Here is a 15,514-nt window from a genome sequence, read left to right as displayed (position 1 = left end):
ACCGAGCCGGGGCCGGGGGTCGGGCGGTCTGCCAGGCTGGTCGTGATGTCGCCCTCACCCGGTTCACGCCCCGTCTCACCGAAGGACGCCTTCGTGACGGTGTACGGGCGCAAGCCGGTGCTCGAGGCCCTCGGCGACCCCGCGCTGGAGGTCGACAAGGTCGTGCTCGCCGAGGGCGCCGACCGCGACGCCGTGCGCACCTTCACCGAGGCCGCCCGGGCCCGCGGCCTGGTGCTGCAGCGGGCGTCGGCGCAGCGGGTGAAGGTCCTCGCCGGCAACGGGCGCCAGGACCAGGGGGTGCTCGCCGACGTCGTCGCCCCGCGGATGCGGCCGCTCGAGCACTTCCTCGACGACCTAGCCCCCGACGCGCCCGCCCGCGTGCTCGTGCTCGACGGCCTGACCAACCCGGCGAACGTCGGCATGATCCTGCGCTCGGCCACCGGCGCCGGCCTCGAGGGCGTGCTGCTGCCCCGGCGCGGCGCCCCGTCCATCGACCCACTCGTGATCAAGGCCTCGGCCGGCGTCGCGTTCCACGCCCCCGTGCTGCGCGCCCGCACGGCCGCCGACGGCCTCGACGCCCTGGCCGGGGCCGGGTTCCTGTTGTTCGGGCTGGACGGGCTCGCCGAGACTTCCCTGTTCGACGCCGAGCTCCCCGACCGCGTCGCCCTCGTCGTGGGCGGCGAGACCGACGGGCTCACCGACGACGTGCGCGCCGAGCTGCACGGGACGGTGACGATCCCGCTGGCCGAGGGCGTCGAGTCGCTCAACGCCGCCGTCGCCGCCTCGGTGGCGTGCTTCGAGCTGGCCCGGCGCCGGGGCTGACTTCTCCCGAACGGCCCTCCCGGACGCGGCCGCGCGCCTAGCCTCGGTCCCGTTCCCGCGGACCGGTCCTCCCCCGGCCCCGCCCGCCGCGTGTGCCGGGAGGACCCGTGATCGCCGTGAGCTCCGCCGTCCCCGCGACCGCCCCTGCCCGCGCCCGGCGGGTGGGTGCCGTGCCCGCCCCGCGAGTGCGCCCGCTCGACGAGGTGCTCGCCGGCCCGGCGGCGCCCGCCGGACCGGCCCCACCGCCGACCCGGGACGCCCGGCACGCCCAGCACGACCTCGACCGCCTCGCCGCCGCCCTGCGCCCGCTGGCGGCGCGCCTGCTCACCGCGGTCGGCGACGTCCTCGCCGGGCGCCGGCCGCCGCGGCACCTCGACGCCCTGCTCACGCCCGACGCGCTGGCCACGCTCGTCCGCGCCGCGCCGTCACCCCGCTCGGCGGCACGGACACGCCCGGGCCCACCCGGAGCCGCCCTGCGCGGGCTGCGGGTGTGCGCGGTCGGGCTGCGCGCCGCCGAGGTGGCGGCCGTCCTCCCCGGTCAGGACCGTGCCCGGGCCCTCGCCGCCCGGCTCGAGCGCGTGGACGACGGGCCCGCCGACCCAGGCCGGTGGCACCTGGTGACGCTGTGGCCGGGGTAGGCGCGTCGGCCCAGGATCAGCCCGGCGTCCGGGGCGGCGCCCCGTGGCACTGCTTGTACTTGCGCCCCGAGCCGCACGGGCAGGGCGCGTTGCGCGACGGGGTGTCGGCGCGCCGGGCCTGCTGCGGGTTGGACCGGGCGGCGCGACCGCCGCCGTTGCCGTCGCCCGCCGCGTGCCGGGCGGCCTGGCCGTCCTCGTCGGGGCCGCTGTAGCTCAGCTCCTGCGAGCGGCGGCCGCCGAGGCCCGCGCCGCGGAACGCCTCGGGCATCGCGCTCTGGTCGAGCTGCGAGAGCGCGGGCCCCGCGGCCGTGACCGGCCCGCCGTCCGCCTCCTGCGCCGCGGGCTGGCTACGCCGGCCGCCCTGGCCGTTCCCGGGCCGCTGCGTCTCCGGCGCCGGGCCGCGACCGGGACGGTTGCGTCCGCTGCGCCCGGTGGGCACCTGGGCCGCTGGCGCCTGCGGCTGCTGGGGAGGCGCCCCCGCCGGCGGCATCGCCCCCGGCGGCACGGGGCCGCCCTGGCCGCCGGGCGCCCGCTGCGGCACCGGGATCGCGCTGGTCGGCGCGCCGGTGAGGCGCGGGTCGACCGGCAGCGGCGCCGCGCCCGCGGTGGTGCGGGTCTGGCTGGTGCGCGGGTCGGGCGTGTCGGGCGTGATGGCCGCCTGGACGTTGGTGTCGGTGGACGGGTTCGCCCCCGGCACCGCGTCGACGGGCGCCTGCTCCTCGACCTGGATGGTCAGGTTGAACAGGAACGCGACGGACTCCTCGCGGATGCCCTCCATCATGGAGGAGAACATCTCGAAGCCCTCGCGCTTGTACTCGATCTTCGGGTCGCGCTGCGCGAGCGCCCGCAGGCCGATGCCCTGCTTGAGGTAGTCCATCTCGTACAGGTGCTCGCGCCACTTGCGGTCGAGCACCGAGAGGACGACCTGGCGCTCCAGCTCGCGCATCCCGCCCTCGGGGGCGATCTGGTCGATCTCGGCCTCGCGGCGCGCGTACGACTCGAGCGCGTCCTCGGTGAGCACCTCGACCAGGAAGTCGCGGTCGATGTCGTCGTGCTCCTCGACGAGGTCCTCCCAGCGGACCCCGACCGGGTAGAGCTGCCCCAGGCCCGTCCAGAGCTTCTCGAGGTCCCAGTCCTCGCTGTAGCCCTCGGCGGTCGCGCCGTCGACGTAGGCCGTGACCACGTCGACGATCATGTTCTGGACCTGGTCGGACAGGTTCTCGCCCTCGAGGACGCGGTGGCGCTCGGCGTAGATCACCGTGCGCTGCTGGTTCATCACCTCGTCGTACTCGAGGACGTCCTTGCGGGCCTCGAAGTTCTGCTGCTCGACCTGCGTCTGGGCGCTGCGGATGGCCCGCGAGACCATCTTGGCCTCGATGGGCATGTCCTCGGGCAGGTTGAACCGCGTCATGATCGACTCGACCATGGCGCCGTTGAACCGCCGCATGAGCTCGTCGCCCAGCGACAGGTAGAACCGCGACTCCCCCGGGTCGCCCTGACGCCCGGAGCGGCCGCGCAGCTGGTTGTCGATGCGCCGCGACTCGTGGCGCTCGGTGCCCAGCACGTACAGGCCGCCGGACTCCTTGACGTCCTCGGCCTCGCGCTCGACCTCGTCCTTCACCGCGGCGAGCGTGTCGTCCCACGCCGCCTCGTACTCCTCGCGCGTGTCCACGGGGTCGAGACCCTTGGCGCGCAGGCGCTGGTCGGCGATGAAGTCGGGGTTGCCGCCGAGCACGATGTCGGTGCCGCGACCGGCCATGTTGGTGGCCACCGTGACCGCGCCGGCCCGGCCGGCCTCGGCGATGATCTGGGCCTCCTGCTCGTGGAACTTGGCGTTGAGCACCGAGTGCGGCACGCCCCGTTCCGTGAGCAGCTTCGCCAGGTACTCGGAGCGCTCGACGCTCGTGGTGCCGATCAGCACCGGCTGGCCGCGCTCGTAGTGCTCGGCCACGTCGTCGGCGACGGCCTCGAACTTGGCCGGCTCGGTCTTGTAGACGAGGTCGGCCTGGTCGACGCGCTGCGGCGGGCGGTTGGTCGGGATGCTGACCACGCCGAGCTTGTAGGTCTTCGACAGCTCGGCCGCCTCGGTCTGGGCGGTACCGGTCATCCCGGAGAGCTTGTCGTAGAGGCGGAAGTAGTTCTGCAGCGTGATCGTCGCCAGCGTCTGGTTCTCCGGCTTGATCTCGACGCCTTCCTTCGCCTCGATCGCCTGGTGGAGACCCTCGTTGTAGCGGCGCCCGACCAGCACGCGGCCGGTGAACTCGTCGACGATCAGGACCTCGCCGTCGCGGACGATGTAGTCCTTGTCGCGGAGGAAGAGCTCCTTGACCTTGATCGCGTTGTTCAGGTATCCGACGAGCGGGGTGTTCGCGGCCTCGTAGAGGTTGTCGATGCCGAGCTGGTCCTCGATGAAGGACACGCCCTCCTCGGTGACACCGATCGTCTTCTTGCGCTCGTCGACCTCGTAGTGGACGTCGCGCGTCATCTTCGGCGCCAGGCGGGCGAACTCGGTGTACCAGCGCGCGCTCTGCTCCGCGGGCCCGGAGATGATCAGCGGCGTGCGGGCCTCGTCGATGAGGATCGAGTCGACCTCGTCGACCACCGCGAACGCGTGGCCGCGCTGCACGCACTCGGTCTTCGACCAGGCCATGTTGTCGCGCAGGAAGTCGAAGCCGAATTCGTTGTTCGTGCCGTAGGTGATGTCGGCCTCGTAGGCGCGGCGGCGCTCGTCGCCGGGCATGCCCGAGTAGATGGCGCCGACCGTGAGCCCGAGGAAGCGGTGCACGCGGCCCATCCACTGCGAGTCGCGCTGGGCCAGGTAGTCGTTGACCGTGATGACGTGCACGGGCTCGCCGGAGATGGCGTTGAGATACGCCGGGAGCGTCGAGACCAGCGTCTTGCCCTCACCGGTGCGCATCTCGGCGACGTTGCCCTCGTGCAGCGCCGCCCCGCCCATGAGCTGCACGGGGTAGTGGAACTGGCCGAGGGTGCGCGAGGCCGCCTCGCGGACGACCGCGAAGGCCTCGGGCAGCAGGTCGTCCAGCGACTCGCCGTCCGCGAAGCGCTCGCGGAACTCGACGGTCTTCGCCCGGAGCTCGTCGTCGGTCAGCTCGGCGGTCTCGTCGGCGAACGTGTCGACGTAATCCGCGATCTTGCCGAGGCGCTTGACCGTGCGCGTCTCGCCCGCCCGCAGCAGTCGGTTCAGGACCACGGTGGTGACCTCGCTCGTCCTACTCGGCGCCACGGTTCTGCGGGCCCGGCACACGCCGCGGGGTACACAGCGGCACCGGCCCGTTCCCCATCGTAGGCGTTGCGGGGAACGGGCCCGGTGCCCGCTGTCCTGTCGAGCCTCAGACCAGCGCGATGACGCCGTAGGCGTAGCCGTGGCGGCGGTACACGACGCTCGGTCGGCCGGAGTCCTTGTCGGAGAACAGGAAGAAGTCGTGGCCGACGAGCTCCATCTGCGAGAGCGCGTCGTCGATCGTCATGGGGATCGCGTGGTGCTCCTTGGTGCGCACCACCTGTCCGGGCAGGTACGGGTCGATGTCCTCGAGGGCCGCGGTGTCGTCGGCCGGCACGCGGGCGGCCGGAACGTCGATCTCCCAGCCCTCGGCGGGCACCTCGCGCTCGAGCACCTCGGTGGCCGCCGCGGCGGAGGAGCCGACGGCGGCCTCCGGGACGGTCAGGCCGCCGGTCGCCTGCGCGACCGAGGTCGGCACGCGGCGGCCGTGGCTCACGCGACGGCGGTCGTGCGCGCGGCGCATGCGGGCCTCGAGGCGCGCGACGGCCTGGTCCATCGCGCAGTAGAAGTCGTTGGAGCACCCTTCGCCGCGCACCACGGGGCCGCGTCCGCGACCGGTGATCTCCACGCGCTGGCAGTTCTTGGAACGACGGGGGTTCGGCTCGTGGGAGAGCTGGACCTCCATCCGGACGATCTTGTGGTCGTAGCGCTCGAGACGGCCCAGTTTGTCTGCCGTGTGCTCGCGGAAGTGTTCAGGGACTTCGACGTTCCGTCCGCAGACAACGATCTCCAAGACGACCTCCCGGTCTGGGGATACGGTGCGCGGCCCGCTCGTCGGGGAGGGATCGGATCGGCATGCCTCGCCGGGACCGGGACCGCGTCGAAACTGCGTTCGCGCCTCCTGTCGTTCACCGACTCAGGATGTGAGGCGTCACCGTAGTGACAACTCCCGTTCTGATGGAAGGTCCGATCCGTCCGGAGACGACCTCTCGGACGACACCCGCGCGGGTGGTTCACGCAGCGTGTCGGCGCCCGGGTGGGTGACCACCCGGTTGCCCGTCCGACCCCACCCGGGTGAGCGTCCGCCGGCCACGCGACCCGGCCACGGTCAGCACGACCACCACGTCGACCGGCCGGCCGGCCGCCGCGAGCAGGCCCGCGGCGGCCCGGGCCGTCGCGCCGGTGGTCAGGACGTCGTCGAGCAGCGCCACCGCGCACCCCGGCGGGGGCAGCCCGCGCGGCCGCAGCCGCAGGTGACGGGCCAGGTTGTCCGCGCGGGCGGCCGCGTCGAGCCCGACGGCGTCGAGCGCGCCGCGGCCCATCGCCAGGGCGCGGGACACGCACGGCACCTCCCCGCGCGACCGGCTCGACGCCACCACCGCCCGGGCCAGCCGGGCCATGTGGTCGCCGCCGCGGGCCCGGGCGGCGGACGGCCGCGACGGCGCGGGCACGAGCGCCGCGGGCGGCACCCCGCCGGCCCGCAGCGCGTCGGTGACCAGCTCGGCGAGCGGGCGGGCGAGCTCGCGGCGGCCGCGCTCCTTGTAGGACAGCAGGACCTCGCGCGGGCTGCCCGCGTAGGGCGCGAGCGCGAGGACGGGCGGCAGGTCCGGCAGGTCGAGCAGTGCCGGCTGCCGCCACCGGTCGCGGCACGCCGCGCACCAGCGCTCGCCGTCGAGCCCGCACCCGGCGCACGGCGACGGGAGCACCAGGTCGGCGAGCGCGAGGAACGCCTCGTGCAGCGGGCGGTCGGTCCGGCGGGCCACGTCGACCAGGGTCGGGCCGGACCCCTGCCCGGGGCCAGCTCCGGCCCGCGGGCCTGGGGACGCGTTCGGCCGATGGGGACGGCGGACGGGTGAGCCCGACCAGGTGGCCGCGACGAGACGGCTCAGCCCGGGTAGGCCGGCACCGTGCCCGCGCCGAAGCCCGGCACCGCCTGCCAGACGTCGCCCCCGGTGGTGCTCCCGCCGTCGAGGGGCAGGGTCCAGGTGCCGCCCTGGTCGGCGACGACGAGCGGGCGCCCGGGCCGGGCCGCGACGGCGGTGACCGGGGGCGTCAGGTTGGTCGTGGACAGGGACTCGACGTCGAGGCCGTCCACCGAGGCGAGCGTGACCGGGCGGTCGGCGCGGTTGCCGACGACGACGAGCTGGTCGGTACGCGTCCAGCCGACGTCGAGGGCCTGGTCGAGCGCCTCCGGGCGCAGCTCGGTGACCGACCCGAGCCGGGCGCCGCCCGCGCCGTCCCGGGCGATCGCCGCGACGAGCACGTGGCCCCCGGAGATCATCGCGACCCGGGACCCGTCCGGCGAGATGCGCAGCGCCGACACCGACCCCATGGCGCCCGGGGCGGGGGCGAGACCGACCCCGGCCAGCGCGGACGTGTCGACGGCGACGGGCCGGACCGCCGCGCCCGGCTCAGTGCGCGCCGCGCGCACGACCGTGCTGCCGTCCTGCACCGACCAGACCTCGGTGCCGTCCGGGGTCCAGGAGGGCCGGGCCAGCGAGCGGCCCTCGATGCCGCTGGCGGCGAGCTCGGCGCCCCCGGCCCCGGTGAGCAGCCGCGCCCGGCGGGCCGCCGGGTCGCCGTTCGGGACGTCCTCGGCGACCACCGCCACGTCGCCCTCGTAGCTCGCCGACGCCGACACCGCCCGGTACGCGCCGCGCCCGGCGGGGCCGCCCGCCGGCTCGCCGGAGAGCAGGCGCAGCCGCCCGCTGTCGGCCACGAGCACCGGCACCTCCGTGTCGCCGGGACCGCCGACGACCGGGTCCACCGGCAGGTCGGGGCGGCGGGCGACCTCCGGGGGCAGGCCCTGGAGGGTGTCGCCGACGGCGATCTCCGGGGTGCCCGCCAGCAGCGGCTCGCCGTCGACCAGCAGGCGCACCTGCGAGACCCCGATGCCCGCGAGGGTCAGCGTCACCTGCTGGGCGATCTCGCGGCGCCGTGGCTCGTCCAGCGGGCCGGTGCGCGACAGGTCGACCACCGCGGTGCCCTCGGGGGTGAGCGAGACGTCGGAGCGCAGCGTCGTGCCGGCCGGCAGCGAGCTCACCGCCGCGCCCGCCAGCGACTCCGACGGCCCGGCGAGCAGGTACTGCATCGTCCGCGTCGGCACCGACCGCGCCGGGCTCGTCGCCAGGTAGCGGGGGTCGGAGACGGGGCCCGTGCGGCGGGTGTCGAGGAACCACGTGCGCACCGGGCGGGTGTTGGCGCGCAGGTCGGAGCGGCGCACGATCGTGCCCGTCGGCAGCGAGGAGATGCGCCACTGGCCGTTCTGCTCGGTGAGGCCGACGTCGACCTCCACCGGGCGCACCCCGGCGACGAACACGCCCTCCGGCGTCAGCACGCCCAGCGCCGTCGCCCGGATGCGCACCGCGGCCTGGCCGCCCGGGGCCGGGCGGTCGGCGAACACCGTGTCCACCTGGTCGTTGACGACGACCGGCGCCGCGCCGTCGTCCCAGGTCCCGGCCGCGCCGGGGGTGAGGAACGCCCGCGCGGCCTGGTGGCGCTCGGCGGTCGCCCCGGACGCGAGCACCCATCCGCGCACGGTCTCCAGCGGCCCGGCGTCGCGGGCGGGCCCGGGCGGGGCGGTGGGCTCGGCGGCGTCGCCCACCCGGCGCAGCACGGTGACGTCCGACGACCCCGGGACCGACGCGCAGCCGGCGGCGAGCGCCAGGAGCAGGGCCAGGGCGAGCAGCACGCGCGGGGTCCGGCGCCTCACCGCGCCACCGACGTGCCGGGGTCGGAGGGCGGCGAGGGCTGGGGGAAGGGTTCGGGGAAGCCGTCGTCGTCGAGGTCGAGGTCGTCGTCGCCGCCGTCGTCCGCATCCATCGGGGGCAGCGCGGTGCCGGTGGTGGGCGCGGCGTCGTGGATGCCCGGGTCCGCGGCGGCCGGCGAGGCCGCGACGGGCAGCAGGGGCAGGGGGCTCGTGCGCAGTCGCTCGCCGTGGCGCAGGGGCAGCGTCAGCCGGAACACCGCGCCCCGGTCGACCTCGCCCCACGCCTGCAGCCAGCCGCCGTGCAGGCGGGCGTCCTCGAGGCTGATCGCGAGCCCCAGGCCGGTGCCGCCGCTGCGGCGCTGGCGCGACGGGTCGGCCCGCCAGAACCGGTTGAACACCAGCCCCGCCTCGCCGGGCTTGAGGCCGATCCCGTGGTCACGCACCACCACCGCGAGCGCGCCCTCGTCGGCGGCGAGGCGCACCTCGATCGGCCTGCTCTCGCCGTGGTCGATGGCGTTGGCCAGCAGGTTGCGCAGGATGCGCTCGACGCGGCGGGGGTCGACCTCGGCGAGCACGGGTTCGTCGGCGTCGCCCAGGTCGAGCAGCAGGGGCGTCGCGGTGTCGTCGACGAGGTGCCGGACGGTCTCGGCCGCCCGCCGCACCACCGAGGCGACGTCGACGAGCTCGAGGCCCAGCTCGGCCATGCCCGCGTCCAGGCGGCTGATCTCGAGGAGGTCGGACAGCAGCGTCTCGAAGCGGTCGAGCTCGTCGACGAGCAGCTGGGCGGAGCGCGCCGCGGTGACCTCGCTCGGGTCGACCTGTGCGTGCAGCACCTCGGCGGCCATCCGCACCGTGGTCAGCGGGGTGCGGAGCTCGTGGCTGACGTCGGAGGTGAACCGGCGCTGCAGGGCCCCGAACTCCTCGAGCTGGCGGATCTGCGACTGGATGCTCGCCGCCATCTCGTTGTACGACTCCGCGAGCCGGGCGACCTCGTCGTCGCCGTGCACGGGCATGCGTTCGTCGAGGTGGCCGTCGGCGAAGCGTTCGGCGACGTCGGCGGCCTGGCGGACCGGGCGCACGACCTGCCGCGTCACCACCGACGAGATGCCCGCGAGCAGCACGAGCAGCACCCCGGCCGCGAGCGCGAGCGTGCTCTGGACGAGCGCGAGCGTGCGCTGCTCCGCCGAGAGCGGGAAGAGCAGGTAGAGCTGCAGGTTGCGCCCGGCGGTGCGCACCGGCTGGCCGACGACCAGCGTCGGCACCGGCGCAGCCTGGCCCGCCGAGGCGACCGTCAGGTACTTCGTGGCGAGGAAGCCCTGGAGCACCGGCGCGCGCAGCTGCGGAGGGATGACCTGCGCCGGGCCGGCGCTGATCTCGCCGGTGGAGCCGCCCGGCACCGTCGGCAGCGCGCCGGGCACCGACCCGAGCGTGTCCGAGCCCGCGATGAGCACCGCGTCGAACGCGCCGGCGTCGCTGGTGGGGTCGCTGCCGCGGGTCACGCCGTTCGACCCGGCGTCGCGCCCGCTGGTGGACAGCCGGTCGAGGACGTCGTCGAGCACGGCCTGAGCGCCGTCGCGGTCCGGGTCGATGCGGGCGAGGTCGCGCTCGAGGGCCTGCCGCGAGATGTCGGCCTGGATGAGGGCGGCCTGCTCCTTGCCCTGGACCAGCCGGTCGGCGATCTGCGTCTGCAGCACGAGCCCGAGCACGGCCACGACGACGATCGACATCGCGAGCGTCGAGAGCACCACCCGCAGCTGCATCGAGCGGCGCCACAGCACGCGGACCTGGCCGACGCGCTCGGCCGCGAAGCGGTCGAGCCGGCGACGGACGCTGGTCAGCACGGGGACACGCCGATCAGGGCGGGCCGGCCTTGTACCCCACCCCGCGCACGGTCAGCACGACCTCGGGGTGCTCCGGGTCGACCTCGACCTTCGAGCGCAGCCGCTGCACGTGGACGTTGACCAGCCGGGTGTCGGCCGCGTGCCGGTAGCCCCAGACCTGCTCGAGCAGCACCTCGCGGGTGAACACCTGGCGCGGCTTGCGGGCGAGCGCCACCAGGAGGTCGAACTCCAGCGGCGTCAGCGGGATGGTGCGCCCGTCGCGGCGCACCTGGTGGGCCGGGACGTCGATCGTGACGTCGCCGATCTGCATCTGCTCGGCGGGCTCGGACGGGAACTGCCGCAGCCGCGCCCGGATGCGCGCGACGAGCTCCTTGGGCTTGAACGGCTTGACCACGTAGTCGTCCGCGCCGGACTCCAGCCCGAGCACCACGTCCACCGTGTCGGTCTTGGCCGTGAGCATCACGACCGGGACCCCGGACTCCGCGCGGATCGCCCGGCAGACGTCGATGCCGTTCATCCCCGGGAGCATGAGGTCGAGCAGGACGAGATCCGGCGCGTTCTCGCGCAGGGCCGGCAGCGCGCCCGGGCCGTCGTTCACGACGGTCGTCTCGAAGCCCTCGCCCTCGAGGACGATCGTCAGCATCTCCGCCAGCGAGGCGTCGTCGTCCACCACGAGGATCCGCGAGCTCATGTCTCAATGGTGTCACTTCTCACCGACGATCCGGACGAGATATCGCCCGACGTTCCGGTCCCGAGTCGTTCTGCGACCACCGACTCAGCCGTTCGGGTGAGTGCGTCGTGCCCCTCGTCGGCCCCGACCACCGACCAGGGCGCGAGCCATGTCCGCGCGACGAGCTCGTCGTACACCTGCGCGCACCGGGCCTGGAGCGCCGCGTCGGACTCGTAACCGTCCGGAGTACGGGACGGATCGGCCGCGGCCCGCTCACGGACCCGTCGCGCGGCCAGGTCCCCCGGCACGCGGACGAGGACCTGGGCGTCGGGCGCCGGCACCCCGAGCCGCTCGATCTCGAGGGCGTGCACCCAGGCGACGAACTCCCCGTCGGCGTCCTGCTCCTGCCGCGCCGCCCCGTACGCGGCGTTGGAGGCGACGTAGCGGTCGACGAGGACGAGGTCGTGGGTGTCCCTCGCCGCCGTGAGCTCGGCGGCGGCACCGGCCCGGTCGAGCGCGAACAGCACGGCCATCGCGTGCACCGAGGACCGGAGGTCGCCGTGCGCGCCGTGGAGCGCCTCGCCGGCGAGCCCGGCGTGGACGTCGGCGTCGTAGCGGGGGAACGCGTGTGTGCTGACGCTGGCGCCCCGGCGCGCGGCGGCGTCGGCGAGCGCCGCGACCAGCGTCGCCTTGCCCGCGCCGTCGAGCCCCTCGACGGCCACCATCACGCCCACGGCGGAACCCTATGCGGCGGCCCTGTGCGGTCCGAGCGAAGGGCCCCTCCGCTCGAGTAGTTCGAGCGAAGGGGCCCTTCGGTCAGCCGGTGGTCACCTCAGCCGGTGGCACCCGCGCGGCGCCGCACGTCGACACATCACGCGACGAAGGAGCGCGAGGTGTCGAACCGGCTTGCCGCGACTCTTAGTAGCGGTAGTGCTCCGGCTTGTACGGGCCCTCGACGTCGACGCCGATGTACTCGGCCTGCTCCTTGGTGAGCTTGGTCAGCTCCGCGCCGAGCGCCTCAACGTGGACCTTCGCGACCTTCTCGTCCAGGTGCTTGGGCAGGCGGTACACGCCGATCGGGTACTCACCGGGCTTGGTGAAGATCTCGATCTGCGCGATCGTCTGGTTCGCGAACGAGTTCGACATGACGAAGCTCGGGTGGCCGGTGGCGTTGCCGAGGTTCAGCAGCCGGCCCTCGCTCAGCAGGATGATCGAGTGGCCGTCCTCGAACTTCCACTCGTCGACCTGCGGCTTGATGTTGATCCGGGTCGCGTTCGACTTCTCGAGCTTCTCGACCTGGATCTCGTTGTCGAAGTGGCCGATGTTGCCCAGGATCGCCTGGTGCTTCATCCGCTTCATGTGGTCGAGGGTGACGATGTCCTTGTTGCCGGTCGTCGTGATGACGATGTCGGCCTCGTCGATGACGCTGTCGAGCGTCTTGACGTCGTAGCCCTCCATGAGCGCCTGGAGCGCGCAGATCGGGTCCGACTCGGTGATCGTCACGCGGGCGCCCTGGCCCGCGAGCGACTCGGCGGAGCCCTTGCCGACGTCGCCGTAGCCGCAGACGACGGCCTTCTTGCCGGAGATCAGCACGTCGACCGCACGGTTGATGCCGTCGACGAGCGAGTGGCGGCAGCCGTACTTGTTGTCGAACTTCGACTTGGTGACCGAGTCGTTGACGTTGATCGCCGGGAAGAGCAGCTTGTCCTGCTCGAAGAACTCGTACAGGCGGTGGACGCCCGTCGTGGTCTCCTCGGTGACGCCCTTGATGCCGGCCGCGACCTTGGTCCAGTGCTGCGGGTCCTCCTGCAGCGACCGGCGCAGGGTCTCGAGGACGACGCCGTACTCGGCGGGGTCGTCGGCGGAGGTCGAGGGGACGACGCCGGCCTTCTCGAACTCGACGCCCTTGTGGACGAGCATCGTGGCGTCGCCGCCGTCGTCGAGGATCATGTTCGGGCCGCGGGTGTCGGCGTCACGCCACGCGAGCATCTGCTCGGCGCACCACCAGTACTCCTCCAGCGTCTCGCCCTTCCAGGCGAAGCACGCGATGCCCTTCGGCTCGTCGACCGTGCCGTGCGGGCCGACGACGACCGCGGCGGCCGCGTGGTCCTGGGTGGAGAAGATGTTGCAGGAGGCCCAGCGGACCTCCGCGCCCAGCTCCACCAGGGTCTCGATGAGGACGGCGGTCTGCACCGTCATGTGCAGCGAGCCGGAGATGCGCGCGCCGTGCAGCGGCTTGGCCTCCGAGTACTCCCGGCGCAGGGCCATCAGGCCGGGCATCTCGTGCTCGGCCAGCCGGATCTCCCGGCGCCCGAAGTCGGCCTCGCCCAGGTCGGCCACGGCGAAGTCGATGCCGTTCTTCTCGGCGTACTTCTCGTTGACGGTGCCCACTGCGTTCGTCATGACTCCTCGTCTTCTCGGGTTGGGGCCGATGGCGGACCGTGAGGTCTCCGAAGCCCGTGCGCGCGGGGTGCGTCTCGACCGGTGGGCGGGACACACCGGGACGTCACGGGACTCTCAGAAGACCTGCAAGCACGGTTCACCACCATCCACAGGCGCCCTTGCGATGGTGCGGACCACTGCCGAGCGTGGCGGACGCCCCAGCGATCGGGCCGTCCGTTGCAGCGCCACTCGACAGCTTCCGTTCGCACGAGGTGTGCGATCGATGCCGTGACAGAAGTCCAGCACAGGCCCCATAGCCGGTCAACCGCAGCGCGCCGCGCGCGGGACCGGACGCACGCATCCGGTGACCCGTCCGCGCAGGTCCGGCTCGGGTCCCCACGGAGCGCGTCGACCGGGTCACACCGCGCACACCACCGCGCGTGATCGCCACGGCGCCGATTCCGGCGAGGGGGTGATTCCGGGCGCCGGAAACGTAGGATGCGTGATCGGAACCACAAGACGACCCCGCCCGGGGACAACGGTCATCCAGGAGGCCACGGACGTGCTCGGACAGATGCAGGACTACCCGCTCGCCCTGCCGCACGTGTTCCACCGCGCCGAGCAGCTCTTCGCCCACAAGCCGATCGTCGGCGTCGGCGCGGGCGGCACGGTGCACCGGACCGACTACGCGAGCTGGGCCCAGCGGGTCCGGCGGGCCGCGGCCGCGCTCGACGCCCTCGGCGTCTCCGCCGAGGGCCGGGTGGGCACGTTCAGCTGGAACAGCCCGGCGCACCTCGAGCTGTACTTCGCCGTGCCGTGCAGCGGGCGCGTGCTGCACACGCTGAACATCCGGCTGTTCACCGAGCAGCTGATCTACATCGCGAACCACGCCGAGGACGAGGTCGTCTTCGTCGACCGCTCGCTGCTGCCGCAGTTCTGGCCGCACGTCGACGAGATGACGACGGTCCGCAAGGTGATCGTCATCGACGACGGCGCCGACGTGGCGATCCCCGAGGACGAGCGCGTCCTCGACTACGACGAGCTGCTCGCCTCGGTCGAGCCGTTCGCCGGCCGCTTCGAGATCGCGGACGAGAACCAGGCCGCCGCGATGTGCTACACGTCGGGCACCACCGGCAACCCCAAGGGCGTCGTCTACTCGCACCGCAGCTCGGTGCTGCACTCGATCGCCGTGCTCATGGCCGACGTCGCCGGGCTCGTCGAGCGCGACACCCTGCTGCCGATCGTGCCGATGTTCCACGCCAACGCCTGGGGCACGCCGTACGCGGCGGTGTTCGCCGGCTCCTCGATCGTCTTCCCCGGGCCGAACATGACCCCCAAGGCGATCGCCGGCATCCTGCGCGACCACGAGGTCACGGTCACCGCGGGCGTCCCGACGATCTGGATGGGCGTCCTGCCCGAGCTCTCCGAGGGCGACCTGCCCGACCTGCGCCTGCTGCTCTGCGGCGGGTCGGCGGTGCCGAAGTCGCTGTCCGAGGCGTGGCGCAAGAAGATCGGCCTGCCGATCACCCAGGCCTGGGGCATGACCGAGACCAGCCCCATCGCCACCACCGGCGTCCTCAAGAGCGTCCACGACGACCTCGGCGACGACGAGCTCGCCGACGTGCGCGCCACGGCGGGCACCCCGTCGCCGCTGGTCGACCTGCGCATCTGCGACCCGGACTCCGGCGAGGTCCTGCCCTGGGACGGCGAGACCTCCGGCGAGCTCCAGGCCGCCGGGCCGTGGATCGCCGCCTCGTACTACCGCAACGAGGACGGCGGCAAGCAGTTCACCGAGGACGGCTGGCTCAAGACCGGCGACGTGGCGGTGATCGACCGCTACGGCTACGTCAAGCTCGTCGACCGCACCAAGGACCTGGTCAAGTCCGGTGGCGAGTGGATCTCGTCGGTCGACCTCGAGAACGAGATCATGTCGATGGAGGGCGTCGCCGAGGCTGCCGTCATCGCGATCCCCGACGAGAAGTGGTCGGAGCGCCCGCTGGCGTGCGTCGTGCCGAAGCAGGGCGTCGAGCTCACCCGTGAGGCCGTGCTCGAGCACATCGCGACCCGCGTCGCGAAGTGGCAGGTGCCCGACGACGTCGTCTTCATCGACGAGGTGCCCAAGACCTCGACGGGCAAGTTCTCGAAGAAGACGCTGCGCGAGAAGTTCGCCGGCCACCAGGCGCCCGCGAAGGCCTGAGCGACGACGAGCGC

At 73.7% G+C, this 15,514-nt stretch carries 11 protein-coding genes and 1 pseudogene; 3 read left to right on the top strand and 9 right to left on the bottom strand.

The window, feature by feature from the left end:
- Positions 1-45: 45 nt before the first annotated feature.
- Together EV188_RS01305 and EV188_RS01300 are read left to right on the top strand one after the other, a co-directional pair.
- The gene (locus tag EV188_RS01305) at positions 46-822 is read left to right on the top strand and encodes a TrmH family RNA methyltransferase (RefSeq protein WP_133824438.1); all 777 of its coding nucleotides are present in this window, start codon (positions 46-48) and stop codon (positions 820-822) included.
- Positions 823-938: 116 nt separating this feature from the next.
- A complete protein-coding gene (locus tag EV188_RS01300) occupies positions 939-1,460 on the top strand; it encodes an Rv3235 family protein (RefSeq protein ID WP_133824437.1) in 522 nt (173 codons plus the stop codon).
- Between the two features lie 16 nt (positions 1,461-1,476).
- Here the strand turns inward: EV188_RS01300 and EV188_RS33300 are convergent, their stop codons facing one another.
- The 9 genes and pseudogenes from EV188_RS33300 to ahcY form a co-directional block, all read right to left on the bottom strand.
- Positions 1,477-1,728: an SEC-C metal-binding domain-containing protein gene (locus EV188_RS33300; protein WP_481726158.1), complete on the bottom strand. Its 252-nt coding sequence runs from the start codon at positions 1,726-1,728 to the stop codon at positions 1,477-1,479.
- A gap of 79 nt (positions 1,729-1,807) precedes the next feature.
- Positions 1,808-4,671 (bottom strand): annotated as a pseudogene (gene secA, locus EV188_RS01295) (preprotein translocase subunit SecA).
- A 139-nt stretch (positions 4,672-4,810) separates the two neighbouring features.
- Positions 4,811-5,494, bottom strand: coding sequence for a ribosome hibernation-promoting factor, HPF/YfiA family (gene hpf, locus EV188_RS01290; RefSeq protein WP_133824435.1), 684 nt, complete (start codon positions 5,492-5,494; stop codon positions 4,811-4,813).
- A gap of 220 nt (positions 5,495-5,714) precedes the next feature.
- Positions 5,715-6,464, bottom strand: coding sequence for a ComF family protein (locus tag EV188_RS01285; RefSeq protein ID WP_208113934.1), 750 nt, complete (start codon positions 6,462-6,464; stop codon positions 5,715-5,717).
- A gap of 122 nt (positions 6,465-6,586) precedes the next feature.
- Positions 6,587-8,413 (bottom strand): LpqB family beta-propeller domain-containing protein, encoded by a 1,827-nt coding sequence (locus EV188_RS01280; RefSeq protein ID WP_133824434.1) that lies wholly within the window; start codon positions 8,411-8,413, stop codon positions 6,587-6,589.
- A complete protein-coding gene (mtrB, locus tag EV188_RS01275; protein ID WP_424922912.1) occupies positions 8,410-10,170 on the bottom strand; it encodes an MtrAB system histidine kinase MtrB in 1,761 nt (586 codons plus the stop codon). The genes EV188_RS01280 and mtrB overlap by 4 nt, the downstream gene beginning before the upstream one ends.
- 94 nt (positions 10,171-10,264) lie before the next feature.
- Positions 10,265-10,942 carry an MtrAB system response regulator MtrA gene (mtrA, locus tag EV188_RS01270; protein WP_133824432.1) on the bottom strand — a complete coding sequence of 226 codons (678 nt, stop codon included), beginning with the start codon at positions 10,940-10,942 and terminating at the stop codon, positions 10,265-10,267.
- Positions 10,939-11,655: a dTMP kinase gene (locus EV188_RS01265; RefSeq protein ID WP_133824431.1), complete on the bottom strand. Its 717-nt coding sequence runs from the start codon at positions 11,653-11,655 to the stop codon at positions 10,939-10,941. The genes mtrA and EV188_RS01265 overlap by 4 nt, the downstream gene beginning before the upstream one ends.
- A gap of 184 nt (positions 11,656-11,839) precedes the next feature.
- Entirely contained in the window at positions 11,840-13,324 is a 1,485-nt protein-coding gene (ahcY, locus tag EV188_RS01260; RefSeq protein ID WP_133824430.1) for an adenosylhomocysteinase, read from the bottom strand.
- 541 nt (positions 13,325-13,865) lie between these two features.
- Between ahcY and EV188_RS01255 the strand changes: the two genes are divergently transcribed.
- The gene (locus EV188_RS01255; RefSeq protein ID WP_208113933.1) at positions 13,866-15,500 is read left to right on the top strand and encodes a long-chain fatty acid--CoA ligase; all 1,635 of its coding nucleotides are present in this window, start codon (positions 13,866-13,868) and stop codon (positions 15,498-15,500) included.
- Positions 15,501-15,514: the final 14 nt, after the last annotated feature.

This window comes from Actinomycetospora succinea (genome assembly GCF_004363095.1).
In the GTDB taxonomy this organism is placed as follows: Bacteria; Actinomycetota; Actinomycetes; order Mycobacteriales; family Pseudonocardiaceae; genus Actinomycetospora; species Actinomycetospora succinea.
This window is presented reverse-complemented; position numbering and strand designations above follow the sequence as displayed.